Annotated in this window: 24 protein-coding genes, 1 other RNA gene and 1 pseudogene; 8 read left to right on the forward strand and 18 right to left on the reverse strand. The window is 55.2% G+C overall.

What is annotated here, in order from left to right; translation table 11 throughout:
- Window positions 1–26: 26 nt before the first annotated feature.
- Window positions 27–1592 carry an EAL domain-containing protein gene (locus tag KCR01S_RS08470; protein ID WP_061282067.1) on the forward strand — a complete coding sequence of 522 codons (1566 nt, stop codon included), beginning with the start codon at window positions 27–29 and terminating at the stop codon, window positions 1590–1592.
- Here the strand turns inward: KCR01S_RS08470 and KCR01S_RS08475 are convergent.
- The gene (locus KCR01S_RS08475) at window positions 1585–1857 is read right to left on the reverse strand and encodes a metal-sensing transcriptional repressor (RefSeq protein ID WP_061282069.1); all 273 of its coding nucleotides are present in this window, start codon (window positions 1855–1857) and stop codon (window positions 1585–1587) included. The genes KCR01S_RS08470 and KCR01S_RS08475 overlap by 8 nt on opposite strands.
- Before the next feature lie 133 nt (window positions 1858–1990).
- Here KCR01S_RS08475 and KCR01S_RS08480 point away from each other — a divergent pair, with 133 nt between their 5' ends.
- Window positions 1991–2833, forward strand: coding sequence for a nickel/cobalt efflux protein RcnA (locus tag KCR01S_RS08480; protein ID WP_061282071.1), 843 nt, complete (start codon window positions 1991–1993; stop codon window positions 2831–2833).
- A gap of 200 nt (window positions 2834–3033) precedes the next feature.
- Here the strand turns inward: KCR01S_RS08480 and KCR01S_RS24065 are convergent.
- Together KCR01S_RS24065 and yczE are read right to left on the reverse strand one after the other, a co-directional pair.
- Window positions 3034–3165, reverse strand: a pseudogene (locus KCR01S_RS24065) (LacI family DNA-binding transcriptional regulator); the annotation flags it as partial.
- A gap of 76 nt (window positions 3166–3241) precedes the next feature.
- Window positions 3242–3856, reverse strand: a complete 615-nt coding sequence (gene yczE / locus KCR01S_RS08485; protein ID WP_061282073.1) for a membrane protein YczE — start codon at window positions 3854–3856, stop codon at window positions 3242–3244.
- A gap of 86 nt (window positions 3857–3942) precedes the next feature.
- Between yczE and yczR the strand changes: the two genes are divergently transcribed.
- Entirely contained in the window at window positions 3943–5370 is a 1428-nt protein-coding gene (gene yczR / locus KCR01S_RS08490) for a MocR-like transcription factor YczR (RefSeq protein WP_156478754.1), read from the forward strand.
- 86 nt (window positions 5371–5456) lie between these two features.
- Here yczR and KCR01S_RS08495 read toward each other — a convergent pair whose 3' ends face one another.
- The 3 genes from KCR01S_RS08495 to ffs all read right to left on the reverse strand — a co-directional run bounded on the left by KCR01S_RS08495 (window position 5457) and on the right by ffs (window position 6316).
- Window positions 5457–5672, reverse strand: a complete 216-nt coding sequence (locus KCR01S_RS08495; protein WP_061282077.1) for a hypothetical protein — start codon at window positions 5670–5672, stop codon at window positions 5457–5459.
- Complete coding sequence (locus KCR01S_RS08500) at window positions 5669–5917, reverse strand: hypothetical protein (protein ID WP_061282079.1); 249 nt, start codon at window positions 5915–5917, stop codon at window positions 5669–5671. Before KCR01S_RS08500 ends, KCR01S_RS08495 begins: the two co-directional genes overlap by 4 nt.
- A gap of 302 nt (window positions 5918–6219) precedes the next feature.
- Window positions 6220–6316: signal recognition particle sRNA small type (gene ffs / locus KCR01S_RS08505), an RNA gene on the reverse strand.
- A gap of 164 nt (window positions 6317–6480) precedes the next feature.
- Between ffs and KCR01S_RS08510 the strand changes: the two genes are divergently transcribed.
- The gene (locus tag KCR01S_RS08510; protein ID WP_061282081.1) at window positions 6481–6792 is read left to right on the forward strand and encodes an MGMT family protein; all 312 of its coding nucleotides are present in this window, start codon (window positions 6481–6483) and stop codon (window positions 6790–6792) included.
- Between the two features lie 92 nt (window positions 6793–6884).
- Here the strand turns inward: KCR01S_RS08510 and KCR01S_RS08515 are convergent, their stop codons facing one another.
- Entirely contained in the window at window positions 6885–7385 is a 501-nt protein-coding gene (locus tag KCR01S_RS08515) for a YbaY family lipoprotein (RefSeq protein ID WP_061282083.1), read from the reverse strand.
- Window positions 7386–7726: 341 nt separating this feature from the next.
- On the opposite strand from KCR01S_RS08515, the gene tesB reads away from it, so the two are divergent.
- Window positions 7727–8587, forward strand: coding sequence for an acyl-CoA thioesterase II (gene tesB, locus KCR01S_RS08520; protein WP_061282085.1), 861 nt, complete (start codon window positions 7727–7729; stop codon window positions 8585–8587).
- Between the two features lie 140 nt (window positions 8588–8727).
- On the opposite strand, the gene amtB is transcribed toward tesB, so the two are convergent.
- From amtB to KCR01S_RS08550, 5 genes are all read right to left on the reverse strand, one after another.
- Window positions 8728–10014, reverse strand: coding sequence for an ammonium transporter AmtB (amtB, locus tag KCR01S_RS08525; protein ID WP_061282178.1), 1287 nt, complete (start codon window positions 10012–10014; stop codon window positions 8728–8730).
- 33 nt (window positions 10015–10047) lie between these two features.
- Window positions 10048–10386 (reverse strand): P-II family nitrogen regulator, encoded by a 339-nt coding sequence (gene glnK, locus KCR01S_RS08530; protein ID WP_004858743.1) that lies wholly within the window; start codon window positions 10384–10386, stop codon window positions 10048–10050.
- Window positions 10387–10594: 208 nt separating this feature from the next.
- On the reverse strand, window positions 10595–12373 hold the full coding sequence (locus KCR01S_RS08540) for a SmdB family multidrug efflux ABC transporter permease/ATP-binding protein (RefSeq protein WP_061282088.1): 1779 nt from the start codon (window positions 12371–12373) through the stop codon (window positions 10595–10597).
- Complete coding sequence (locus KCR01S_RS08545) at window positions 12366–14141, reverse strand: SmdA family multidrug ABC transporter permease/ATP-binding protein (RefSeq protein ID WP_061282090.1); 1776 nt, start codon at window positions 14139–14141, stop codon at window positions 12366–12368. The genes KCR01S_RS08540 and KCR01S_RS08545 overlap by 8 nt, the downstream gene beginning before the upstream one ends.
- A gap of 25 nt (window positions 14142–14166) precedes the next feature.
- On the reverse strand, window positions 14167–14625 hold the full coding sequence (locus KCR01S_RS08550) for an Lrp/AsnC family transcriptional regulator (protein WP_061282093.1): 459 nt from the start codon (window positions 14623–14625) through the stop codon (window positions 14167–14169).
- Window positions 14626–14740: 115 nt separating this feature from the next.
- On the opposite strand from KCR01S_RS08550, the gene KCR01S_RS08555 reads away from it, so the two are divergent.
- Window positions 14741–15790 carry a PLP-dependent cysteine synthase family protein gene (locus KCR01S_RS08555; protein WP_061282095.1) on the forward strand — a complete coding sequence of 350 codons (1050 nt, stop codon included), beginning with the start codon at window positions 14741–14743 and terminating at the stop codon, window positions 15788–15790.
- 44 nt (window positions 15791–15834) lie between these two features.
- Here KCR01S_RS08555 and cof read toward each other — a convergent pair whose 3' ends face one another.
- A complete protein-coding gene (cof, locus tag KCR01S_RS08560) occupies window positions 15835–16653 on the reverse strand; it encodes an HMP-PP phosphatase (RefSeq protein WP_061282097.1) in 819 nt (272 codons plus the stop codon).
- A 99-nt stretch (window positions 16654–16752) separates the two neighbouring features.
- Here cof and KCR01S_RS08565 point away from each other — a divergent pair, with 99 nt between their 5' ends.
- Window positions 16753–18453, forward strand: coding sequence for an SgrR family transcriptional regulator (locus KCR01S_RS08565; protein ID WP_061282099.1), 1701 nt, complete (start codon window positions 16753–16755; stop codon window positions 18451–18453).
- Window positions 18454–18520: 67 nt separating this feature from the next.
- Window positions 18521–19222, forward strand: a complete 702-nt coding sequence (gene queC / locus KCR01S_RS08570; RefSeq protein ID WP_061282101.1) for a 7-cyano-7-deazaguanine synthase QueC — start codon at window positions 18521–18523, stop codon at window positions 19220–19222.
- A 100-nt stretch (window positions 19223–19322) separates the two neighbouring features.
- Here the strand turns inward: queC and KCR01S_RS08575 are convergent, their stop codons facing one another.
- From KCR01S_RS08575 to lon, 5 genes are all read right to left on the reverse strand, one after another.
- Entirely contained in the window at window positions 19323–19721 is a 399-nt protein-coding gene (locus KCR01S_RS08575; protein WP_061282103.1) for a YbgC/FadM family acyl-CoA thioesterase, read from the reverse strand.
- A 235-nt stretch (window positions 19722–19956) separates the two neighbouring features.
- Window positions 19957–20334, reverse strand: coding sequence for a helix-hairpin-helix domain-containing protein (locus tag KCR01S_RS08580; protein ID WP_061282106.1), 378 nt, complete (start codon window positions 20332–20334; stop codon window positions 19957–19959).
- A 148-nt stretch (window positions 20335–20482) separates the two neighbouring features.
- Window positions 20483–22357 (reverse strand): peptidylprolyl isomerase, encoded by a 1875-nt coding sequence (ppiD, locus tag KCR01S_RS08585; RefSeq protein ID WP_061282107.1) that lies wholly within the window; start codon window positions 22355–22357, stop codon window positions 20483–20485.
- A gap of 212 nt (window positions 22358–22569) precedes the next feature.
- Window positions 22570–22842, reverse strand: coding sequence for a nucleoid-associated protein HU-beta (gene hupB, locus KCR01S_RS08590; RefSeq protein ID WP_035895161.1), 273 nt, complete (start codon window positions 22840–22842; stop codon window positions 22570–22572).
- 209 nt (window positions 22843–23051) lie between these two features.
- Window positions 23052–25406, reverse strand: coding sequence for an endopeptidase La (lon, locus tag KCR01S_RS08595; protein ID WP_052283857.1), 2355 nt, complete (start codon window positions 25404–25406; stop codon window positions 23052–23054).
- Window positions 25407–25454 lie beyond the last annotated feature (48 nt).

Genomic DNA, 25454 nt, shown 5'->3' on the forward strand with positions numbered 1-25454 from the left:
TACTTCTCCCAGGATAAGGACTGGCAGTGACTACTCGACATCTGGTCGGTCTGATAACCGGCGTGCTTATTCTGGCGATACTTCTCCCTATACTGCTGAGCATCTGGCTGGCTCAACGTGAAGCACACCGCCAATTTATGGATGAGCAAGCGACCTATGCGTCCCGCGTATTAATCCGCAGCGAGCAGGTCATGGGCCAGGTGAAAAAAGCGTTAACAGAGATGGATACGCTGAAAGTGGGCGGCTGTAGCCCTGCCCACCTTCAGGAAATGCGGCGTATCTCCTATGCCTGGCGCTATATTCAGGAAGTACTGTACCTGAATGGGCTGACGACACAGTGCTCTTCGCTTGAGAGTAGCGGTAGCCCCTTCACCTTCCCTGAACCCGATCGCATCTTACCCTCGGGCTATCGCGCGTGGTATACCGAACAAAACGATCTGGGTATGCATCGCTATATGGCGGCTTTTGCCTCAGACCACCACATGGTGATTATCGATCCCATCTCATTTATTGACGTTATTCCGTTTACGAATTCCCCGACCCAGGTCGCGCTTATTAGCACCGTCACGAACCGGGTTCTCGCCAACAGCGCCCCACTTGATGAGCAAGCCTGGCTTCGAATCAAAAATGAAAATCTGGAAACGCTAACCGAGAATAATATCGTTTATACGGTGCGTCATTATCCGGAACTGCAGGTCTCCATTCTCACCTGGTCCTCCACGCTGCCGCTGTCTGAACGTCTGCATCATCAACTTCTTATCTGGATGCCAGCAGGGATATTGATCAGCCTGTTAGCAAGCTGGCTGATTATTCGCGTCCTGCGCCGTTTGCAATCGCCTCACCAGCAAATGCGCGATGCGCTCAATAACGCCGAGATTAGCGTTAACTATCAGCCCATCGTCTCGCTTACCGATGGCAGAGTCGTCGGCTGTGAAGCGCTGGCGCGCTGGAAACAGGCGGATGGTAGCTACCTGTCACCGGATATTTTCATCCCGCTGGCTGAGGAAAGCGGGCTCATCACCCGCCTGACGGAAAACGTGGTGAAAAGGGTATTCCGCGATCTCGGAAAATGGCTGCATCTGCATCCGGAAATACATGTCTCAATTAATTTGTCGGTCGCCGATTTTCAATCGGTGATGTTACAAACCATCCTGCATCAGCAGCTACGAATCTGGCAGGTTCGGCCGCAGCAAATCGCTCTGGAGCTGACCGAGCGCGGTTTTGCCGATCCTAAAACCACCCTGCCGGCTATCGCGGCCTATCGCCGTGCCGGACATGCCGTCTATATTGATGACTTTGGCACCGGCTACTCCAGCCTGCGCTATCTACAGGATCTGGAAGTCGATACCTTAAAGCTGGATAAGTCGTTCGTTGACGCGCTGGAATATGCGCAGGTGACGCCGTATATCATTGAGATGGCGAAAACGCTGCAGCTAAACATTGTGGCGGAAGGCATCGAAACGGCCTGCCAGGAGAAATGGCTACGTGAGCACGGCGTTCAATTCGGGCAAGGCTGGCTTTATAGCAAGGCCCTGCCGAAGGAGGCTTTTATTTTGTGGGCGGAGAGCAATCTGCGGACACACGCTACTTGAGATAAGATTTAATCACCTGCATCACCACGTCAAGATCGGCTTCGCGCTGCATCTCTTCGGGTTCTTTCACCACGTGATCGGTAAGATGCCCCTGAATCACCTGCAACATCATGCCATTCACCGCACCGCGAATCGCTGCTAGCTGCTGTAACACCTCAGCGCATTCGTGCTCGCGATTGAGCATTTTTTCCAGCGCAACGCTCTGCCCCTGAATTTTCTTCAGGCGCGTCAATAACATCTTCTTGTGCCGTACGGTATGTGACATAGCCGGATCCTGTTCTTAACTCCTGCGCAAGCATACCACGCGCAGCTATTGCCGCACATTTTTATACTGGGGGGTAGTAGTAATGTACTGGGAGGGAGTATAGTAAATCCACTTTCAGCAAGGATCCTCACTCATGACCGACTTCACTACACTCTTACAACAGGGCAATGCCTGGTTCTTTATTCCCGGCGCCATTTTGCTTGGCGCACTGCATGGCCTGGAACCTGGACACTCTAAAACCATGATGGCGGCCTTCATCGTCGCTATTCGCGGCACGCTGAAACAGGCGATTTTACTGGGGCTGGCGGCGACGCTGTCGCATACGGTCGTGGTGTGGGTTATCGCGATGGCGGGGATGTGGTTTGGCCGCGGCTGGGATGCGCAAACCGCCGAGCCGTGGTTCCAGTTGCTTTCCGGGATCATCATTATTGCCATCGCCCTGTGGATGCTCTGGCGGACCTGGCGCGAATCACGCGGGGCGCATAACCATGATCACAGCGATCATCACGGCCACTCACATCATCACGACCACAGCGATCACGCTCATGATCATCATCACCACGATGAGCACCACCATGGCGCGTTGGTCGATGCCGACTGGCAGGATGCCCACCAGCGCGCCCATGCCGAGGAGATCAACCGTCGTTTTACCGGCCAGCAGGTTACCACTGGGCAAATTATGCTGTTTGGCCTGACCGGCGGGCTCATCCCCTGCCCAGCATCGATAACCATTCTGCTTATCTGTTTGCAGCTTAAACATGTGGCGCTGGGGGCGACGCTGGTGTTGAGCTTTAGCGTGGGTCTGGCGCTAACGTTAGTTGCCTCTGGTGCCATCGCGGCGATAAGCCTCAAGCATATGACTAAACGCTGGAGCGGGTTCGGCGAGCTGTCGCGAAAGGCGCCGTGGTTCTCCGGCGCGCTAATTATTCTGGTGGGGATCTACATGATGGCGCACGGCATCAGCGCCTTAGCCTGATGCCGGGGATACGGTTTAATGCTGCTGCCAGCGATGTGCGCCATAGTTGAGCCGGCGAGCGATCAGCGTCAGATTTGCGCGCTCAGCCCCGCCGTCGCCAAATCAGCACCTTCCAGAGTCACCTGAATGGCTAATTCTCCTGCTTAAAGCGGTCTACAACGCCGGCGGCCATTCAGCGACTGCCGCGATGCGCTGCTATCATCCCGCATCGCGGCCTGTACCTTATGCCGAGTGCGCGGTGATACGTGCACAGCCTGGTTAATTACCCACGACACGGTCTGGTAGGAAACCCCGGCGACGCGGGCCACACCATAAAGCGTTATCGATTTCATACTTCTTCAGGTTACCTGGCATGATAACAGCCGTGTCACCTGAAAATGTCCACAACGCTGTGAGCGCTTCGTAAAATCAGGACGGTTGCTCCGCTTTTACCGCCCGCCGCTGCGCCACTCGCGGTAGCTGGAACCACGGCAAGCAGATTTGAATCAACGGACCAATCGCCAGTGCATACAGCACGGTCCCAATGCCAAAAGTACCACCCAACACCGTACCGATAACCAGCACCGAGAGCTCAATAGCCATACGGATCCAGCGTACCGGCCAACCGGTGCGAGCGTGAATCCCGGTCATCAGCCCATCACGCGGCCCCGCGCCAAATCCCGCACCAATGTACATTCCCGTCGCCAAGGCGTTGAGGATCACCGCCATTCCCAACATCGCGGCACGTAGCCACAGCGACTCCAGCGGCGGCATCAGCGCCAGCGTTGCATCGGCTGCCAGCCCCAGCACAATCACATTGCTAATGGTGCCAAGGCCAGGACGCTGGCGCAGTGGGATCCACAGCAGTAGCACCGCCACGCCGGTTAAGATCATCACCAGTCCAATGTTCAGAGATGTCAGTCCAGCAACCCCAAGGTGAAACACGTTCCACGGATCGGCCCCGAGATTGGCGCGAACATAGACGGCGGTTGACACCCCATATAGCGTTAACCCAAAGTAAAGCTGAATCAGTCGGCGTAACATTGGCACCTCTGCCTGTCGGTTGATAGCTTCATCATCGACAAAAATGGCATTATGATTAATGACCAGTTTTCAAAAAGTGGACTGCACTGATGCTACGACGCTCTGCCACCCAATCGCTCGTCCGCCTGCTCGGTCACTGGCAGGAAACCCCATCAACCACACCGCTATGGCGACAGCTAACCGACGCGCTGCGATTGTTGATTCTCGATGGCCGACTGCCGCTCGACACTCGCCTGCCGGGCGAACGTGAATTTGCTAGCGCGCTCGGTGTCAGCCGGACCACCATCGCCAGCGCACTGGCCCAGTTGCGCGATGAGGGCTATGTGCAAAGCCGCCAGGGCAGCGGCTCTACGGTGACTCTAGCTGCGGAGTTTAACCAGCGCGTGCCGCGTACGCCCTCTTCACCAACGCTGGATCTCTCCACCGCCGCGCTGGCGGCCGGGGCCGAAATCCACCAGGCCTATAGTCATGCACTCAGCGTCCTGCCCGGCTATCTCAACCAAACCGGCTACGATCAGCAAGGGCTGCCCGTCCTGCGAGAAGCAATCGCCGCGCGCTACTGTGCACGCGGGCTGCCAACCACTGCCGATGAAATTATGCTGGTAAACGGTGCCGTTAGTGGGCTGGCGCTGATCCTGCGCTATCTCACCGGGCCAGGCGATAGGGTGGTGGTGGAGACGCCAACCTATCCGTTGGCGATTGCGGCTATTGAGGGTGCCTCCTGCCGCCCGGTGGCATTGCCCCTGCCGGATGCGGGCTGGGACACCGATGGGCTGGCGGCCATTATCGCCCAGACCGCACCCCGTCTGGCCTATCTGATGCCCGACTTTCAAAATCCAACCGGACAATGCATGGACAGCGCGACGCGGCAAATCATTGCCGATCTGGCCGCTCGTACCTGCACCACGCTAGTCGTCGACGAAACCATGGTCGATTTATGGTACAGCGCCCCGCCGCCGCCGCCGCTGGCCGCATTTAATCGCCACGCGCCGATCGTGACCGTGGGTTCGACGGGAAAAAGCTTTTGGGGTGGCCTGCGACTGGGCTGGATCCGCGCATCATCACGCACCATCGCCGCGCTGATTCAAACCCGTGATACCCTCGATCTCGGCTCTCCGCTGCTGGAGCAGTTGGCAACCTGCTGGCTGCTGGAACATGAAGAATCGCTGCTGCCCGGACGACGGCATCAGCTTAAAAATCGTCGCGATATGTGTGCAGAACTGATGCAGGAATATTTTCCCCAATGGAAATTTGTCCTGCCGGAAGGTGGATTATCGTTCTGGGTTGAGTTGCCGGAAATGATGGCCACGCGCTTTGCGGCTCGGGCAGAAGGCTGCGGCATTCATCTTGGCGTAGGTACGCGGTTTAGTCTGGCTGGTGGAGGGGAGAGAAATCTGCGTATTCCATTCACCTTAGATGACGATACGCTACGCCGCACCTTTACCACATTACAGCCGGTATGGGCGACGTTAGCAGGCCAGCATGGCACTAGTAAGGTGCGGAAAATTATTTAACCGCGCGCGGGTATAACAATACCACCATTAATATTGCCGGCCTGTTTTATATTATTTTGCCTGGTTTAGCCACGCGAAATAATATATTAGTGCTGAGGGGGGATCGGAAAACCTTTAAGAGATATAACGAAAGATTCTCCCTCTTTTTTTATCTTAGCACCGGTATCGCACCAGTCTGAGGCAATACGAAAGAACTCATCGCTGCCTACATTCCAGTTCAGAAGAACATGTTTGACGTAGCCCGAGCGTAATAAATCACAGGCTTCGCCGTAGTTACAGGCTATTGAAGGTTGCTGTTTCATTTTCTCTTCTTCAGGATTTTTCGTAATGCTTTGATTTCTTTAGGTGTGAATGGTGCAACATCTTCTTCCGTATGCTGGCTGTCAATGTCGTCTTCACATACACCCGCCTCGACTTCTGTTGCAAATGCCCGCTGTAGCAGCTTTTCCGTCGCCGCACTTAACGTCAGACCGTTCGCCTCAGCGTAGTGGCGAAGTCCTTCTTTTACTGTCTCATCAATTTTTACGTTGAGCACTGCGACCGTCATGTTTACTCCTTCCCGTAGCAACACGTTTGCACGCGGCTAAAATGGTTGTTGTATTATTTCTGTAATAACTAATACATCAAACCAACAGTACATTCCACAAATATATTTATAACATTCTGAGCGATATGAATGCCTAATGTTAATTTAAATACTATTTATGACACAGAGATGACACTATTATTACAAGCTAATGAAGTTTAATTGAAAAGCCGCAAAATGCTGACGCCAATAACCATTATTAATATAGGGTTACTTTATCTGAGGGAAGGCTGAAAAATCAGAGAGGTAGAAATGGGTGGGGGCCCTGCCAGCTACATCCCGGCACACGCGTCATCTGCCTTGGCTGCTTCCTTCCGGACCTGACCTGGTAAACAGAGTAGCGTTGCGGGAGAACCAACAGAGCCCCCATTGAGAGCGTTGTTCCCAACGCGCTGGCGCATTATCACTGCTGAGCCGGTCAATTGCAAGCTATCCGCTTTTACCTGCTGGATTCTTGCACAACCCCCTCTTCACAGCGACCATCAGTCTGATTATGCTGAGCGTTCTGTCTTCAGGAATAGACTATGGACGCTCAAGACTCTTTCCCGCACCGCGTATGGCAAATCGTCGCTGCAATCCCCGAGGGCTACGTCACCACCTACGGCGATGTCGCCAGGCTGGCGGGTTCTCCACGTGCCGCAAGACAGGTGGGAGGGGTTCTACGCCGATTACCGGAAGGCTCAACGCTGCCGTGGCATCGGGTGGTGAATCGCCACGGGGCCATTTCGCTGACCGGCCCTGACCACCAGCGCCAGCGCCAGGCGCTGCTGGCCGACGGCGTGCAGGTTTCCGGCAGTGGGCAAATCGATATGCAAAAGTATCGCTGGCAATATTAAGGCATTTTTGACGCCTGTCTTCATTCGTGCAGCACACCCCGGACAAAAAAATGCCCTCACAGGGAGGGCATCGTCTTTTATCTCAGCAACACTTACGGAACCTGGACGGGCGCTGCATCCTGAACCGGAACCGGCGTTTGCTGTACCGGCACCATAATCAGGTCGGCTTTGGTACCGCCGTGGTTGATCACTTCCTGAATGGTATCGGTGATAAACAGCAGTTTACCGTCGAGGGTGACCGCCGCACTTAACAGAATGCGAGCGTTTGGCTGGATATCAGCCGGGTTGTAAGGCAGCACAAAGCTAAACGGTGCCTGTTTACCTTCGGTGCGGGTCACTTTCTGCGACAGAACTTTCGATGGTGCATCGGCAAGCGATGCGTCGGACAGCGTAACCGTTAATACCGCATCAGGCGGCAGCGCCACTTTCTGGCGAATGAGGACATTACCGGAGACATTCGGCCCGGATACCGCTTGCTGCGCGGCCGCTGCTTCTGGTGCTGGTGTCTGATTCTGACTTTGCTGGTGCGTCTGCGAACAGCCTGCAACGGCCAGTGCAATCGCCAAACCGCTTAAGATCGGCACAAGTTTCATTAGCATTCTCCTTTTTGCTCACTCTAATTAAGGCCATTTTCTCAATTGAGTGACAACGCCTTAACAACTTTAACCGCTTAAGTGTGGCACATATTTCACATTAATGCCTGCAAACGCCCCATTATTCAGATAATTGAACCCATCGGACCACTCGCGAAATTACGTTATAATGGAAGCATTCACCTGCCGTTATACCCTAAATAGTTCGCGTTGCATGAAGGCGGCAAGCGAGTGAATTCCAGCAGCTTACTCGGGTAAGCGACTGGGTGACCGAACGCAGCCAACGCGTATGCAACGTGAAGTATGACGGGTATATGAGAGTAAAATTATAGAGGGTACCAATGAGCCAGGCGCTATCAAATCTGCTGACGTTATTAAATCTGGAAAAAATTGAAGAGGGCCTGTTCCGCGGTCAGAGCGAAGATCTGGGTCTGCGTCAGGTATTTGGCGGACAGGTCGTGGGCCAGGCGCTGTATGCGGCGAAAGAGACCGTCCCTGCCGATCGTTTAGTTCACTCTTTTCACAGCTACTTCCTACGCCCGGGAGACAGCCAGAAGCCGATTATTTACGATGTTGAAGTCCTGCGTGACGGCAACAGCTTTAGCGCACGCCGGGTGGCCGCGATTCAAAACGGCAAGCCTATCTTCTACATGACCGCCTCCTTCCAGGCGCCTGAATCAGGCTATGAGCATCAAAAAACGATGCCCGTTGCGCCATCCCCGAACGGCCTGCCATCGGAAACCGATATCGCCCGTTCGCTGGCACATTTCCTGCCGCCGCAGGTTGCTGAGAAATTTCTGTGCGACAAACCGATTGAAATTCGCCCGGTTGAATTCCACAACCCGCTGAAAGGCCATACCGCAGAGCCGCACCGCCAGGTGTGGATGCGCGCTAACGGTGCCGTTCCGGACGATCTGCATATTCATCAGTATCTGTTGGGCTATGCTTCAGACTTCAACTTCCTGCCGGTGGCGCTTCAGCCCCACGGCGTAGGCTTCCTCGAGCCGGGCATGCAGGTGGCGACGATCGATCACTCAATGTGGTTCCACCGTCCGTTCAACATGAACGAATGGCTGCTGTATAGCGTGGAGAGCACCTCAGCCTCCAGCGCACGCGGCTTTGTTCGCGGCGAATTCTATACTCAGGACGGTATACTGGTTGCCTCCACGGTGCAGGAAGGGGTCATGCGTAATCGCGGATAACCCGCCCCCACGCACACAAAAAAGCCTCCCGATGGGAGGCTTTTTTGGCTTTGGAGATAACTGCAGTTTTTCGGGCGAGGCGCAAACTTCGTGGTCGAAAAACCCAGGGTCGGCGTCTCCGCCTCCCCTGATTAGGGATATCAGGCGTTGTAGGCGTTTTCGCCGTGGCTGTTGACGTCCAGGCCTTCACGTTCCTGATCTTCTGGTACACGCAGACCGACGGTCAAATCTGCCACTTTGTAGCCGATGAAGGCCACTACGCCAGACCAGACAATGGTGATGCCGATGCTTTCCAGCTGTACCAGAACCTGATGGCCCATGGTCACGCCTTCTGCATAACCCACACCGCCCAGCGCCGTGGAAGCAAAGATACCGGTCAGAATACAGCCGACAATGCCGCACACGCCGTGCACACCAAACACATCGCAAGGATCATCAACGCGCAGCAGACGTTTCAGTGAAGTCACACCCCACAGACCTGCCAGACCAGCGATAATACCCAGAATCAGCGCACCGCCGACCCCAATATAACCACAGGCTGGGGTGATGCCGACCAGACCGGCAATCGCACCGGAGCACGCGCCCAGCAGAGATGGCTTGCCGCGCAGTGCCCACTCGCCGAAGACCCAGCCGAGGATAGCGGCCGCGGTGGCAACCACGGTGTTCACGAAGGCCAGACCGGCAATTTCGTTCGCCGCGCTAGCGGAACCAGCGTTGAAGCCGAACCAGCCAAAGTAGAGGATTGCGGTACCGATGAATACCATCGGCAGGTTATGCGGTTTGAAAGCTTCTTTGCCAAAGCCCACGCGTTTCCCAATCAGATACGCACCCACCAGGCCCGCAACGGCGGCGTTGATGTGTACAACGGTACCCCCGGCAAAGTCGAGCGCACCGTGGCTTGCCAGCAGACCGCCGCCCCATACCATGTGCGCAATCGGCACATAGGAGAGCGTCAGCCAGATGACCACAAAGATCAGTACCGCGGAGAAGCGAATACGCTCCGCCAGCGCACCGACAATCAGCCCCACGGTGATACAGGCGAAGGAGCCCTGGAACGCCACGTGGATGTACTGATAGAAGGAGCCCATCAGGTCAGTAATCTTGATATTCTTCAGCATCACCCAGTCGAAGCTGCCGAAGAAGCTGCCGCCGGTGCCGAAGGCCAGTGAGTAGCCGTAAACCACCCACAGCACGCAGACCAGCGCGAAGGTCACCGCCACCTGAGTCAGCATGGAGAGCACGTTTTTACCGCGGATCAGGCCGCCGTAGAACAGCGCAATGCCCGGAATAGTCATAAACAGCACCAGCGCGGTACACAGCATCATAAAGGCGTTATCGGCCTTATCCACAACCGCAGGAGCGGCCATCGCCAGACCCGGCAACAGCGCCAGTGCGCTCAACCCCGTTTTTACCATTGTTTTTTTCATCATCTCGATCCCTATCACTGTGCTGGCTGGGAATTACAGCGCCGCTTCGTCGGCTTCGCCGGTACGAATACGGATAACGCGCTGCAGTTCGGCGACAAAAATCTTACCGTCGCCAATTTTTCCGGTGTAAGCGGCTTTGCTGATCACGTCGACGACTTCATCGAGCTGATCGTCGGCGATAGCCACATCAATCTTTACTTTCGGCAGGAAGTTGACGCTGTATTCCGCGCCGCGATATAGCTCAGCATGACCCTTCTGACGACCGAAGCCTTTCACTTCTGTCACCGTTAAGCCCTGAATGCCAATTGAAGACAGCGCTTCGCGAACGTCTTCAAGTTTGAATGGTTTGATTACCACGGTAACCAGCTTCATAGATCCCCTCCAGTCAGAATTCGGTAATGGCTGCGAACACAAAAGAGATAAAGCAAGCGGCGTGCCAAAAATTCAAAGCACGATGCCAGGCGGTGAAATCAGGGGTTATGGCGGCAAAATGGCGGGAGAAAAAAGAAAAACGCACCATGCGGGTGCATGATGCGTGTCACAAATGCATTCTGTTAGAAAAATGCCTGTCGCTGGTGCATCAGGCGGTCAATGCATCGTCCTGAGCGCTCGCAGCCAGCTCTTCACCGGCCAGCTGAAGTTGATACATCTGCCAGTAACGCCCTTTTGCTTCAAGCAGTTGCTGGTGAGAACCCTGCTCAACCGCCTGCCCGCGATGAAGCACCATTATGGTATCTGCCTCAACAATGGTCGACAGACGGTGGGCAATCACCACCAGCGTGGTGTGCTGGCGAACGGCAGCCAGCGCTTGCTGAATAGCGCGCTCTGTGCCGGAGTCAATATTGGCCGTGGCCTCGTCCAGAATCAGCACCTGCGGGGTGTCCACCAGCACGCGGGCCAACGCCAGCAGCTGCTTTTGCCCGACGGAGAGATTATTCCCCTGCTCGCCCAGATGGGTGTAAAGGCCGTCGCTCATGCCGCGAACCATTTCCGCCAGTTGCACCGTTTCCAACACCTGCCAGACCTGCTGTTCACTAATCTCGCGCCCCAGCGTAACGTTGGCGAAGAAGGAGTCAGCCAGCACTACCGGATCCTGTTGCACCACCGCGATGCCCTCACGCAACACCTGATGACTGAGGCTCGGCAATGGCCGACCGCCGAGGCGGATCTCTCCAGAGTTAGGCGCGTAGTACCCCATGAGCAGGCTGGCCAACGTACTTTTACCGCTCCCGGTATGCCCCACCAGCGCCACGAAGCTCTGCGCCGGAATAGACAGCGAGATGTTTTGCAGCACCATTTTGTCGTCGCGGTAAGCGAACGACACGTTGTCGATATCAATATCCCCGCTCGCCAGCGGAGCAATATCCTGCCCATACTGCTGACGCGGCCGGTCCATCAGCTCAAAAACGCGTTCCCCAGCGACTACCGCCTGTTGCAGCATCGACTGCTGGGTCGTCAACTCAATCAGCGGTTCATTGAGGCGTCCCAGGTAGCTGATAAATGCATACAGCACACCAACCTTGATAGACCCTGTTGCGCTAAAGCCAAATAGCATCAGCAGCCCGCACAGTACCAGCGACGAGAACAGGCTGAGCAGCGGACGTAGCAGGAAGCCGTCCAGCCTCAGCGTCTGCATACGCGCCAAATAATGTGAACGGCTCACTTCACCAATCCGCTCGCCGAAGCGCACCTGCTGACGGAATTGCTGGATAACGCTCATACCGTTGATGACTTCATTAAAACCGTCGTTGATATCCGCCAGATAAGCGCGAACGCGGCGGACAATCGGCGTGCTATAGCGCTGATAGATGATCATTACCGTCATCACCGCCGGGAAAATAGCCATCGCCACCAGCGCCATGCGCCAGTCGAGACTGAACATCGCCACCAGCATCGCGCCGATAAGCGCGGCACTACGCAGCACCGTCGCCACCACCGTGACGTACAGGTCGCGAATCACTTCGGTATCGTTGGTCACCCGTGAAATGAGCTGCCCTACCGGCTGCGTGTCGAATTCACTCAGCGGCTGGCGTAGCGCAGCATCCATCACATCAATACGCAGTTGCTGGACCACGCCTACGGCGGCCCGGTTAAACAGCAGCGATTGGCTGTAGTGCAGCCCTGCCGCCAGAAGCTGTAGACCGACATAGGCTGCGGCCAGCCCCATGACTTTGCCCCACGGCAGCAGTCCTTTTGCCACCATGTTGTCAATAAAATAGCTGATCAAAAGCGGCCCGCTAACCTCTGCCGCCGCGGCTATCCACAGCATGAGCACCGCAATCGACAGGGGTTTTCGCCACGGCGAGCCGTAGGCCAGCAGGCGTTTTAAGGTTGGCCACAGTTGCCCAAAACTACGCATCGGCCACCTCCGTATTCTCTTCTTCCGGCGCATCGTTTAGCGCCGCCTCAAGCTGCTGGTAACGATACATATCGCGATACCAGCCCGGCTGCGTCGCCAGCCGTTCATGTTGACCACGCTGGGCGATATGCCCATGCTGCATCACTATGATTTCACTGGCATCGAGTAGCGCCGACAGGCGGTGAGCGCTGATGATAAACGTCCGCCCTTCCCCCCACTGACGCAGATTGTGCAGAATTTTATGCTCGGTACGCCCGTCAACCGCCGACAGCGCGTCGTCGAGGATCAGGATTTCCGCATCCAGCAGCAGCGCGCGTGCAATCGAAATTCGCTGCTTTTGTCCGCCGGAAAGCATGACGCCGCGCTCACCGACTTCCGTCTCGTAACCCTGGGGCAAGCGCAGGATATCGTCATGAACGCAGGCCAACCGCGCCGCTTGTTCAATTTCTTCCTGCGTCGCACTCGGGCAGCCCAACGCAATATTGCTGGCCACCGTGTCAGAAAACAGGAACGGCGTCTGGCTCACCACCGCCAGACGGCTACGCCAGGCATCCAACTGTAGCTGGCGCAGGGGAATGTTGTGGAAGCGAATATCGCCTTCATCAACATCGAAATGGCGCTGAATCAACGACAAAATAGTCGACTTTCCGGAGCCGGTTGGCCCACAAATGCCGAGCATATGGCCCGGCTTGAGGATCACATCGACGTCGGTCAGCGTCGATTTATCCGTTTTCGGATAGCTAAAGCGACGAATCGCCAACGCCAGCGTGCCGCGGCCTTCAGGTACGGTCTGAGTACCGTCATCCACCACCGGCGCTTCCGCCAGCAGCGTGCGGATACGGCTGTAGGCGGCGCTGCCGCGCTCGACGATGTTAAACATCCACGCCAGCGCCAGCATCGGCCAAATCATCAGCCCCAAATACATCATAAAGCTGGTTAATTGACCGAGGGTTAACTCACCCTGCATCACCATCCAGCTTCCGCCAGCAATCGCCAGCAGGTTCGCCATCCCGACGGCGATGTAGATAGTCGGGTCAAAACGCGCGTCAATGCGCGCCACGCGCATGTTTTTAATGCCGGTGTCCGCCGCATCGGCAGCAAACTGCGCAGACTGACGATCTTCAAGACCAAACGCCTTGATCATGCGAATACTGGTCAAACTCTCCTGGGTGCGATCGTTAAGGCTGGAGAATGCCGCTTGCGCTAACTTGAAGCGCTCGTGCAGCAGGTTACCGTAGCGATGGATGACCAGTGCCATAATGGGCATTGGCACCAGCGCCAGCAGCGTAAGCTGCCAGCTAATCTGGGTCGACATCACAATCAGTACCGCGCAGCCCATCACCAGCGAGTCCACCAGCGTCAACACCCCTTCACCGGCGGCAAACACCACGCGATCAACATCGTTGGTGGCACGCGCCATCAGGTCGCCGGTACGATGGCGCAGATAAAATTCAGGATGCTGGCGGCTGAGCTGACGGTAAAAATCTTCCCGCAGTTCGACGGCGAGCTGATAGGACGCACCAAACAGCAGCACGCGCCAGACGTAGCGCAGCAGGTAAACCACCACGGCGATCAGGACCATAGTGCCTACCCACATCAGCAGCTTTCCGGCGGTGAAGTGGTGCTGTGAGACGCCATCGACCACAATTCCCACCATCTTCGGCGGAATAAGCTGCAGTATGGCAATGATAATGAGCAGGGAAACTGCGCCGAGATAGCGACGCCATTCCCGACGGAAGTACCAGCTTAGTTGAGCAAATAATCGCACGCGGTAAAATTCCAGAGATAAAGTGTTATCCGATGGGGAGAGCGGTAGTGGATTTGATCTGTTCCATCGCAAAGCTTGAGGTGACGTCCGACAGTCCAGGAACGCGGTTCACCAGGCTTTTATAAAAATCATCATAGCGTTTCATGTCGGCAACCTGGACGCGCATCAGGTAGTCATACTCTCCGGCCATACGCCAGAAACCGAGCACTTCAGGCATCTGCGTCACTTCACTGACAAAGAGACTGTACCATTCACTACTGTGATGCTGGGTTTTAATCAGCACGAAGGCCGTCAGCCCCAGCCCGAGTTTTTCCGCATCCAGCAGCGCAACGCGCCCGAGTAATATGCCCTCGTCTTCCAGCCGCTTAAGCCGTTTCCAGCACGGCGTGGTGGTCAGATTAACGGCATCGGCCAGCGCCTGCAAAGAGAGCGTACAGTCATTTTGCAGCAAAGAGAGCAGCTTTCGGTCAATTTTATCTAGCATAAGGGGCACCGGGAGAAAACTTTTCTACCTTCATTCTATTTTAAAGGTCAGATGGCAACAATTTTTTCTGTGCTTTTCGCTATGCTGGGCACAAAATGACAAACGGATAAACACGATGAATAGCACCTGGATCAAACACGCCATTAGCGAAATTAACGCCGACTATCAACGCAGCGCCGATACGCATTTGATTCGTCTGGCGCTACCTGCCTTTCCCGGCATTCAGCTGTACCTTAAAGACGAAAGCACCCACCCGACCGGCAGCCTGAAGCACCGTCTGGCGCGCTCGCTGTTCCTTTACGGCCTGTGCAACGGCTGGATTAAGGAAGGCACCACCATTATTGAATCGTCGTCCGGTTCGACGGCGGTATCCGAAGCCTATTTCGCTCGCCTGCTTGGGCTGCCATTCATCGCCGTTATGCCTTCCTGCACCGCAAAACGAAAAATCGAACAGATTGAGTTTTACGGCGGCCGCTGCCATTTCGTGGAGAGCGCCTGTGAAATTTATGCTGCGTCGGAAAAATTGGCCCGTGAGCTGAACGGCCACTATATGGATCAGTTCACCTACGCCGAGCGCGCCACCGACTGGCGCGGTAACAACAACATCGCCGACAGCATTTTCCGCCAGATGTCCCATGAGCCGAATCCGGTTCCTGCATGGGTGGTAATGAGCGCCGGCACCGGCGGCACCTCAGCCACTATCGGTCGCTACATCCGTTGCCAGGGCTACGAGACCCAACTGATGGTGGTTGATCCCGAAAACTCGGTGTTTATGGATTACTGGCAGCAGCGCGACGCCAGCCTGCGCGGCACCGTCGGCAGTAAAATTGAAGGTATTGGCCGCCCGCGTGTCGAACCGTCATTCATTCCGGACGTGGTCGATAGCATGATGCGCGTACCGGATGCCGCCAGCGTCGCTACCGCCCAGTGGCTGGAGACGCAGCTTGGCCGCAAGGTCGGCGCATCGACCGGTACCAACATGTGGGGGGCACTGCAGCTTGCTGCGCAGATGCGCGCTGAAGGTAAAACCGGATCGATTGTGACGCTGCTGTGCGACAGCGGCGAACGCTATCTCGATACCTATTACAACCCGCAGTGGGTGACGGCGAACATTGGCGACGTAATGCCGTGGCACCAGCAGATTCAGCAGCTTATCGGACAATAAAAAAAGCCAGGCATCATCTGAGCCTGGCTTGCTGGAAAGTTTCTCTATTCGGGGGAATAAGGAAGATTCGGTGTATCCAGCCAATGCGTTAAATAGTGGGAAACCGCCTGAGTGTTGCAGTTTCCGATAACCGGTAGATGGGGCAATGCGGCCTTAAGTTGCCCCATCGCGTTGCCCATAATCACGCCGCGCCCCACCAGCCCCAGCATTTCACGGTCGTTCATCGCATCACCAAACGCCATGCATTCGTCCATACCCACGCCCAGATGGCCGCCCAGCACCGTCAGCGCCGCACCTTTATTGCTTTCCGGTGGCAGAACTTCAAGACAGTCAATCGCCGAGAAACAGATGTTGGCACGCTTGCCCAGCGCCTCAACCAGTTGAATGCGCAGACGACACAGATCGTCATGATCGCCGCAAAAGCAGACCTTAGTCACCTGGTGTGCGGGGATCCGCCGGAGATCGCGCAACTGATAGCGAAAACCGCTGTAGACATGGGCCTGCAACATTTCGGGGATCTCACGTCCGGTAAACCAGCCGTTATCATTAAATACGTGAACGCTGGCCTGGGTATCCCAATGGCTGTGCAGTACCTGCTCGGCGACGTCCGGAGCGAGATCGCTACGGTGCATCACTTCCCCCTGCTGCGAATGAAGCCGCGTGCCGTTGCCAGTAATGAGATAGGCATTCAGCGACAGCGATTCAATCAGCGGACGCATCTCCAGCACGTGACGACCGGTGGCAAAAGTTAGCGTGATATTGCGTTCGCGTAGCCGCTTCAGTACCGCAATGGTTCTGTCGCCCAAACGATGGTCAGGCATCAAAAGGGTGCCATCCATATCAAACGCTGCCAGTCTCGCCATTATTTATCCCGCCTGTGATCGCTCTCTCTTGCCACTCAGTATCCGCTGGGATATACGGAAGTAATACTGAATACTTCACATTTATTGTTCCGGGTTTCTATGCGTCTGTTAAATCGTTTAAATCAGTTTCAGCGTCTGTGGCAACCGTCGCAGGGGGAAACGCAGCAGGTCACCATTGCCGAACTCGCTGCCCTCTGTTTTTGCAGCGAACGACATGTGCGTACGCTGCTGCGCCAGGCGCAGGAAGCCGGTTGGCTCAGTTGGCAGGCACAATCCGGGCGCGGCAAACGCGGAAGCCTGACGTTTCACACGACGCCAGAGGCGCTGCGTAATGAAATGATGGAAACCGCGCTGGAACGCGGACAGCAGCATAACGCGCTGGAGCTGGCCCAGATTGCACCGGTAGAGCTGCGGGCGCTGCTGCATCCGTTTCTGGGCGGTCAGTGGCAAAACAACACCCCGACGCTGCGCATTCCCTATTATCGCCCTCTCGAACCCTTGCATCCTGGCTTTCTCGCCGGGCGCGCCGAACAGCACCTGGCCGGGCAGATTTACTCTGGCCTCACCCGTTTTAATCATGATGCGTCGCAACCAAGTGGCGATCTCGCGCACCACTGGTCGGTCTCGCCTGACGGCCTGTGCTGGCACTTTTATGTCCGCTCTACTCTGCACTGGCACAACGGAGACGCGGTGGAGACCGATCAGCTGCGTCGCCGCCTGCTGATGCTGCTGACCCTTCCCGAGCTGGCCCGGTTATTCTCCAGCGTTAAGGAGATAGGCCAGAGTCATCCCCAATGCCTGACCTTTACTCTGCATCGCCCGGACTATTGGCTACCGCACCGGCTGGCGAGCTATTGCAGCGTACTGGCGCATCCGGATGAGCCAGAACAGGGTACCGGCCCGTTCATGTACAAAATCTTCGAGCCGGAACTGGTACGCATCGAAAGCCACCATCGCTACCATCTGGGCCATCCGCTGCTTCAGGCGATTGAATACTGGATCACGCCCCAGCTATTTGAGCAGGGTTTAGGCACTAGCTGCCAGCATCCGGTGCAAATCGCGATTGGTAAACCAGAAGAACTGGGGAAATTGCGTTTGGTGAGCCACAGTATCAGCCTGGGCTTTTGTTATCTGGCGCTGCGCCAAAGCCCACGACTTAGCATGGCGCAGGCGCAGCGGGTCATAGCGCTAATCCATCGCTCCGGACTGCTGCAAAGCCTTCCGCTTGGTGAAAATCTGATCACTCCCAGCGAAGAGATGCTGCCGGGTTGGGCGATTCCGCTGGCCCAAGATAACCCTGATGTAGCCCTGCCGCCCACCTTGACGCTTATCTATCATCTTCCCGTCGAACTGCACACCATGGCCGAGCAGTTAAAAAATGCGCTGGCCCCGCTTGGCTGCGAGCTAACGGTCATTTTTTACGATGCTAAAAGCTGGAACGGCTGCAAAGACCTGCCGCAGGCGGATCTGTTTATGGGCGACCGACTGATTGGTGAGATGCCCGAGTACGCGCTCGAGCAGTGGTTACGCTGCGATGCCCTGTGGCCCTCACTGTTTACCGATGAGCAGGCGCACCTCGTCCAGCAGTCGCTCGATGAGGCGCAGGCGCAACCGGATGATGTACTGAGGATCGCCGCACTAAAACGTCTGTTCACCCGTCTGATGCACGACGCCATCCTGACGCCGCTGTTTAATTATCAATATCAGGTAAGCGCGCCGCCGGGCGTCAACGGCATTCGTCTCAACGCCCGTGGCTGGTTCGACTTCTCCGAAGCCTGGTTGCCGCCGGATACGCGGTGAAGAAGCTGGTCGCCGTGGCACACAGGCGTTACCATAGCGGCTTTTAGAACCAAAGACAGGAAATGCCATGAAACGTGCCGTTGTCGTTTTTAGCGGTGGACAAGATTCCACTACATGCCTGGTGCAGGCGTTGCATCAATACGATGAAGTTCACTGCGTCACGTTTGATTATGGCCAGCGGCATCGTGCCGAAATTGACGTGGCTCGTGAACTGGCGCTTACACTTGGCGCACGCGCGCATAAAGTTCTGGATGTCACACTCTTAAACGAACTGGCCGTCAGTAGCCTGACCCGTGACAGCATCCCGGTTCCCGATTACGAACCCGATGCCGATGGCATTCCTAATACCTTCGTGCCAGGACGTAATATTCTGTTCCTGACGCTCGCGGCCATCTACGCCTACCAGGTGAAGGCTGAAGCGGTGATTACCGGCGTATGTGAAACCGACTTCTCCGGTTACCCGGACTGCCGTGATGAGTTTGTGAAGGCCCTTAACCATGCGGTAAGCCTGGGCATGGCAAAAGATATTCGCTTTGAAACACCGCTGATGTGGCTGGATAAAGCCCAGACCTGGGCGCTGGCAGACTACTGGGGTAAGCTGGATCTGGTGCGAACTGAAACGCTGACCTGCTATAACGGCATCAAGGGTGACGGCTGTGGTCACTGCGCGGCCTGTAACCTGCGGGCGAACGGTCTACATCACTATCTGGCGGATAAGCCGGGCGTGATGGCGACGATGAAGCAAAAAACCGGGCTCAAGTCGGTCTGAAGATTTTCCCGGGCGGGCGTCAACGCCTTGCCCGGGTGATAGACAAATAGCTCACAGCGTTAGGTCACCTGGGCGAGCCTTAACAGCCCGGGCTGACGCATTACTCCACCATCGCCTCCAGATGCTCACGTAACTCCCCTTCCAGTGCCAGCGCTTTCTGCGTCTTCAGATCGATGCAGACGAAGGTAATCAGCGCATCGGCAACTACCTGCCCTTCAGGCTCCAGCGTCACCACCTGACTAAGCACACCGCTTTTGCCATTCAGTTGCTCCACTTTACTGGTCACCGTCAGTAGATCGCCCAGCACGGCGGGACGACGATAGTTAATATTAATATTCACGACCACGAAGGCGATGTGGTTCGCACTCATCCACTGGAAGCCCGCACTGCTCTCCAGCCCATCCCAGCGGGCCTCTTCAAGAAACTCCAGATAGCGAGCGTTATTAACGTGCTGGTAGACATCCAGGTGATAACCGCGAACTTTGATTTGTGTCTGCATAGCGCCATAGCCTTATTATTTTATACACATTATCCTTCAAGCAGCCTCCGCGTTAACTGCGTTCGTTCACCCGAATCACTGACTTGAGTAAGCTTATCGGGATTCACTCTCTTGCCGCCCTGATGCAACTTGAATGATTTTGTGTCGATATTTTAAATAGAGTCAGAGGTCACACCACTGGTATGACCTCTTTAGTCTGGCAAATTTTCAGGCGAGTGCAAACACTCTGCATAAATTAAAGCGTGATATGGGCAAGATTTCGCTCAACCAGCGAGTTGCCCATTCCCGGCACCTGCTTGAGATCGTCCAGCGTTTTAAACGGCCCATACTCTTCCCGGTAGCTGACAATCGCCTGCGCTTTTTTAATCCCTACCCCATTCATTGCCTGTGCCAACGCCTCTGCCGACGCAGAGTTAATGCTGACCCGGGTACCTTCATCGTCACTGGCTTTGCTGCTGGCTGACGCCTTAGCCTGCTCGCCGGTCGCTTCACTGGCTCGGGTTTGGGTCACCAGCCCCTTCGCCGCGGCGGATTGCGCCGCCTGAACGCTAAAGCTCATCCCCGCGCAGACCATCGCGACAGCCATAACGCACATTTTGATGCCACATTTCATGCTGATTTCTCCTTGTTGAGTGATAACAAGGGCACGATAACGGCAGAAACCGCCGCCTTCAAAAGGCAGATTTTAAATATGGAAAAGGCCGCGAATGCGGCCTTTGAGGTGTACATCGCATTACAATTTAATGCGAGGCGAGTTCCGATTATTGCTGCTGGTCGATGATATCGCCGAGCTTAATCTTGGCTGATTTACGCAGGTTGTTCATCATCGCTTCGAAAGCGATCTGAGCGTTGTTTTGGGTGATCCCCTGTACCATCGCTTTTTTCTGCGCTTCTGGCATCTCGCCGGCTTTGACTTCGTCCAGCGCCAGCAGAACCACATTGCCCTGCATATCGTTGCCGATACCGTAGCTTGGTTTGTCTTTCTGTGGCAACGGCAGCGAGAAGGCAGCCTGGCTCAGTGGATCCTGGCCAGCACGGCTCAGCGTTTTGCTGCTACCAAAGCTCAGACCCGCCGCCTTCAGCGCCTCGTCACCTTTACCGTCTTTCAACGCAACCAGCAGTTTTTCCGCATCCAGTTTGGCCTGCTGTTCTGCTTTGTTATGTTTCACGATATCGGTCACCTGCGCTTTGACTTCAGCCAGCGGTTTCACCGCTTCAGCTTTGTGCTCACTCACGCGCAGGACGAAGGCACGGTCGCCGTCCACGGTAATGATGTCGGAGTTACTGCCCGGCATACCGTTTTCGCCCACCAGACCGCCGTTGAAGATAGCATCGGAAACCGGTTTGAAGTTCAGTTCAGCCGGCAGGCTGCTGTGATCAAACCAGCCAGTCTCTACTGCTTTCACGCCAGCGGCCTGCTCTGCACCCGCCAGTGAATCATTTTCGTTGCTCGCCGCGTCGCTGACTTTCTGCTGCAGCGCGTAGTAAGCGTCGAGTGATTTTTCCTGCTTCACTTTGTTGGCGATATCGTTACGCACCTCTGCCAGTGGTTTCACCTTAGCAGCCTGAACGTCATCCAGACGCGCCACCAGGAAACCCACGGAAGATTTAATCACGCCAGACAGCTGACCTTTTTCTTTCAGGCCGGCATTCTTCAGCTCATCTGGAGTGGTGGATTCTTCCAGCCAGCCCATATCTCCGCCGTTGCGTGCGGAGATGATATCGGCAGATTTCTCTTTCGCCAGAGCCGCAAAGTCGCCGCCTTTATTCAGCGCGTCGAGAACCGCTTTTGCATCAGCTTCCGTTTTGGTCTGAATGACGCTGTAGCGGTTACGCTGTGGCTGAGTGAATTGGTCCTGATGCTGGTCATAATAGGCCTGAATCTCTTCATCAGAGACGTTCTCGGCCATTGATGCCGCATCCAGCTTGATGTAGCTCACGCGGAATTGCTCTGGAGACACGAACTGGCCTTTGTTCTGCTCGTAGTAGCTGTTGATTTCCGCATCGCTAACCTGCTGTTTTGCCGCCAGCGCATTCACGTCAATGGTCGCTTCACGTACCAGACGCTGCTGGGAAACGAGCTCCGCTAACTGGTCGGTTTCGCCCGGCAGCATGAAGTCGGTGCCCGCAACGGCGTTAATCAGCTGTTGTGTAGTCAGTTGGTTACGCAGGGCCGCCGCATATTGGTCTGCCGTCATGCCCATCTGATTCACCAGCGCGTTGTAGCGGGTGTTATTGAATTTGCCGTCAACCTGAAATGCGGTGGTGGCGAAAATGGCTTTACGCACCTGCTCATCGCTGATGCCAAGACCCAGGTCTTTCGCATACTGATCAAGCAGCGCTTCGTCGATAAGACGATTGAGCACCTGCTGACGCATGGTTTTGATGTAGTTTTCATTGGCCGCCAGTTCAGAGAACTGATCGCCAAGCTGCTGCTGCATGCGGTTACGCTCGCTAGCAACGGCATTTTCAAACTGGCCGCGGCCGATTTCCTGGCCATTCACTTTCGCGGCAAAATTATTGTTACCGCCAATCAGGTAGCCACTCACGCCGGTCAAAATGAACGACACGATAATGATACCGAAAATTACTTTGAGCACGACGCTATTGGCTGCCGTGCGTAAATTGTCCATCATGGTGTAACAACACTCCGCTGTAGGTGACAAATACCTCGAGCAGCATAGCACGTGATGAATGCTGCGCGTGAGGCCGTATTTTGACAAGAAACCGGGGCGGTTGTCAGCAAACACCGCATATAAACTGTTAAAACGTCACAATAAGACATAAAAAAAGGCACATCAGTCGATGCGCCCTTGTACTTTGCCACATTCCCGTAACGGGAAAGGGATCAGTTTACCGCGTCTTTCAGTGCTTTACCTGCACGGAATGCCGGTACTTTAGCCGCAGCGATAGTGATCTCTTTACCGGTCTGAGGGTTGCGGCCAGTACGGGCAGCACGCTCTTTGACAGCAAAGGTACCGAAACCTACCAGTGCAACGTCATCCCCAGCTTGCAGAGATTCAGTAACAGAAGCAATTAAAGCATCTAACGCACGTCCAGCTGCAGCTTTGGAGATATCCGCGCCAGCAGCAATTTTGTCAATCAGTTGAGATTTGTTCACTGTTCTCTTCCTCTCTTTATTATTTATATCGCACCGGAATCCTTCGCGATGCGATCGCGGAGCAGTTATATCAGGACTACCATGCCCTTACAACACCCGTTGTCGACGACACACCTGCCAGCCGTCTAAATTAGCGAGACAAAAAAAGGCTGGCAAGTCAGTTTATGCTTGCCAGCCTTATTTTTATTAACGCTCTTTGCGCGAGGTCACTATTTTGCGCTTACAACCTGCATTCCAGACGGTTCATTCTGCAGCGCCAGAGCCAGAACTTCCTCAATGCGCTTGACCGGATGGATGTCAAGATCGGCCAGAACGTTGTCCGGAATCTCTTCCAGATCGCGTTTGTTCTCATCAGGAATCAGAACTGTCTTAATGCCACCACGGTGGGCCGCCAGCAGTTTTTCCTTCAGACCACCGATTGGCAGCACCAAGCCACGCAGGGTGATTTCACCGGTCATTGCCACATCAGCGCGAACCGGATTACCGGTCAGACAGGACACCAATGCGGTACACATCGCGATACCGGCACTTGGACCATCTTTCGGCGTTGCCCCTTCCGGAACGTGAACGTGGATGTCGCGTTTTTCGTAAAAATCTGGGTTGATGCCCAGTTTTTCCGCGCGCGCGCGCACCACGGTCAGCGCAGCCTGAATGGACTCCTGCATCACTTCACCCAGAGAACCGGTGTAAGTCAGCTTACCTTTACCCGGAACGCAGGCAGTTTCGATGGTCAGCAGATCGCCGCCCACTTCCGTCCATGCGAGCCCCGTGACCTGACCCACGCGGTTTTCTTCATCAGCGCGACCGTAGTCAAAACGCTGAATACCGAGGTAATCGTGCAGGTTGTCGCCGTTGATATCGATGTGCTTGAGCTCTTTATCGAGCAGCAGCTGTTTCACCGCTTTACGGCACAGTTTCGAGATCTCACGCTCAAGGCTACGAACGCCCGCTTCACGGGTGTAGTAACGAATAATGCCAACAATCGCGCTGTCATCTACCGTCAGCTCGCCTTTTTTCAGGGCGTTACGCTCAATCTGCTTCGGCAGCAGGTGGCGTTTGGCAATGTTCAGCTTCTCGTCTTCGGTATAACCCGACAGACGAATCACTTCCATACGATCCAGCAGCGGTGCAGGAATGTTCATGGAGTTCGACGTCGCAACAAACATCACGTCGCTGAGATCATAATCCACTTCAAGGTAGTGATCGCTGAACGCCACGTTCTGTTCTGGATCAAGAACTTCCAGCAGAGCAGAGGCCGGATCGCCGCGCATATCCGAAGACATTTTGTCGATTTCATCCAGCAGGAACAGCGGGTTTTTAACGCCCACTTTTGCCATTTTCTGGATAAGCTTACCCGGCATTGAGCCGATGTAAGTACGACGGTGGCCGCGGATTTCCGCTTCGTCACGCACGCCACCCAATGCCATACGGACGTATTTACGTCCAGTTGCCTGAGCAATGGACTGCCCCAGAGAGGTTTTACCCACGCCAGGAGGCCCAACCAGGCACAGAATCGGCCCTTTGAGCTTGTTCACACGGCTTTGGACCGCGAGATACTCAAGGATGCGGTCTTTGACGCGTTCAAGGCCGTAATGGTCGGTATCGAGGATTTCCTGCGCCTGGCGAAGATCTTTTTTGACCTTGCTGCGCGTGTTCCACGGCACCTGCACCATCCAATCGATATAACCGCGAACCACGGTAGCTTCCGCTGACATCGGCGACATCATTTTCAGCTTCTGCAGTTCAGCTTCTGTTTTCTCTTTTGCCTCTTTCGGCATTTTCGCCGCGTCGATCTTACGCTTCAGCGCTTCGTTCTCGTCCGGAACTTCGTCCATCTCGCCGAGTTCTTTCTGAATCGCCTTCATCTGCTCATTCAGATAGTACTCACGCTGGGATTTCTCCATCTGCTTTTTCACGCGGTTGCGAATGCGCTTCTCAACCTGCAGCAGATCGATTTCCGACTCCATCATCGCCATCAGATATTCCAGGCGTTCGTTGATGTCGGACATCTCGAGTACGGACTGTTTATCTGCCAGCTTCAGCGGCATGTGCGCGGCGATGGTATCCGCCAGACGTGCAGGGTCGTCGATGCTGTTGAGCGACGTCAGCACTTCCGGTGGGATTTTCTTGTTCAGCTTGATGTAACCTTCAAACTGACCGATTGCCGTGCGCACCAGGACTTCCTGCTCGCGCTCTTCAATCGCCGGCGACTCCAGGTACTCCGCTTTCGCAGAGAAGTGCTCGCCGTTATCGGAGAGCGTAGAGATACGCGCACGCTGTAAACCTTCGACCAGTACTTTTACCGTACCGTCGGGCAGTTTCAGCATTTGTAAAATAGAGGCCACGGTCCCGACGGTGAAAAGATCGTTTACACCCGGCTCATCCGTTGAAGCATCTTTCTGCGCGACCAGCATGATTTTTTTATCATGATCCATGGCCGCTTCCAGACAACGGATAGATTTTTCCCGCCCTACAAATAAGGGAATGACCATGTGCGGATAAACCACCACATCGCGCAGCGGCAATACGGGGATTTCAATGCGTTCAGAACGCTCAGGATTCATAGAGCTCTCTCTTAGTTTAGTGTCCGCCAGGTAAGCTGGTCATGCGAC

The organism is Kluyvera cryocrescens NBRC 102467 (genome assembly GCF_001571285.1).
Lineage (GTDB): Bacteria > Pseudomonadota > Gammaproteobacteria > Enterobacterales > Enterobacteriaceae > Kluyvera > Kluyvera cryocrescens.

Bases quoted from the DNA above. Each gene is read 5' to 3' on its own strand.
- KCR01S_RS08575 (WP_061282103.1), bottom strand. From the start codon at position 19,721: ATGCAGACACAAATCAAAGTTCGCGGTTATCACCTGGATGTCTACCAG.
- tesB (WP_061282085.1), top strand. From the start codon at position 7,727: ATGAGCCAGGCGCTATCAAATCTGCTGACGTTATTAAATCTGGAAAAA.
- KCR01S_RS08500 (WP_061282079.1), bottom strand. From the start codon at position 5,917: ATGACGGTCGCAGTGCTCAACGTAAAAATTGATGAGACAGTAAAAGAA.
- KCR01S_RS08555 (WP_061282095.1), top strand. From the start codon at position 14,741: ATGAATAGCACCTGGATCAAACACGCCATTAGCGAAATTAACGCCGAC.
- KCR01S_RS08510 (WP_061282081.1), top strand. From the start codon at position 6,481: ATGGACGCTCAAGACTCTTTCCCGCACCGCGTATGGCAAATCGTCGCT.
- KCR01S_RS08480 (WP_061282071.1), top strand. From the start codon at position 1,991: ATGACCGACTTCACTACACTCTTACAACAGGGCAATGCCTGGTTCTTT.
- lon (WP_052283857.1), bottom strand. From the start codon at position 25,406: ATGAATCCTGAGCGTTCTGAACGCATTGAAATCCCCGTATTGCCGCTG.
- KCR01S_RS08580 (WP_061282106.1), bottom strand. From the start codon at position 20,334: ATGAAATGTGGCATCAAAATGTGCGTTATGGCTGTCGCGATGGTCTGC.
- KCR01S_RS08550 (WP_061282093.1), bottom strand. From the start codon at position 14,625: ATGCTAGATAAAATTGACCGAAAGCTGCTCTCTTTGCTGCAAAATGAC.
- KCR01S_RS08475 (WP_061282069.1), bottom strand. From the start codon at position 1,857: ATGTCACATACCGTACGGCACAAGAAGATGTTATTGACGCGCCTGAAG.
- KCR01S_RS08565 (WP_061282099.1), top strand. From the start codon at position 16,753: ATGCGTCTGTTAAATCGTTTAAATCAGTTTCAGCGTCTGTGGCAACCG.
- KCR01S_RS08515 (WP_061282083.1), bottom strand. From the start codon at position 7,385: ATGAAACTTGTGCCGATCTTAAGCGGTTTGGCGATTGCACTGGCCGTT.
- amtB (WP_061282178.1), bottom strand. From the start codon at position 10,014: ATGAAAAAAACAATGGTAAAAACGGGGTTGAGCGCACTGGCGCTGTTG.
- KCR01S_RS08495 (WP_061282077.1), bottom strand. From the start codon at position 5,672: ATGAAACAGCAACCTTCAATAGCCTGTAACTACGGCGAAGCCTGTGAT.
- yczE (WP_061282073.1), bottom strand. From the start codon at position 3,856: ATGTTACGCCGACTGATTCAGCTTTACTTTGGGTTAACGCTATATGGG.
- ppiD (WP_061282107.1), bottom strand. From the start codon at position 22,357: ATGATGGACAATTTACGCACGGCAGCCAATAGCGTCGTGCTCAAAGTA.
- cof (WP_061282097.1), bottom strand. From the start codon at position 16,653: ATGGCGAGACTGGCAGCGTTTGATATGGATGGCACCCTTTTGATGCCT.
- KCR01S_RS08540 (WP_061282088.1), bottom strand. From the start codon at position 12,373: ATGCGTAGTTTTGGGCAACTGTGGCCAACCTTAAAACGCCTGCTGGCC.
- queC (WP_061282101.1), top strand. From the start codon at position 18,521: ATGAAACGTGCCGTTGTCGTTTTTAGCGGTGGACAAGATTCCACTACA.
- glnK (WP_004858743.1), bottom strand. From the start codon at position 10,386: ATGAAGCTGGTTACCGTGGTAATCAAACCATTCAAACTTGAAGACGTT.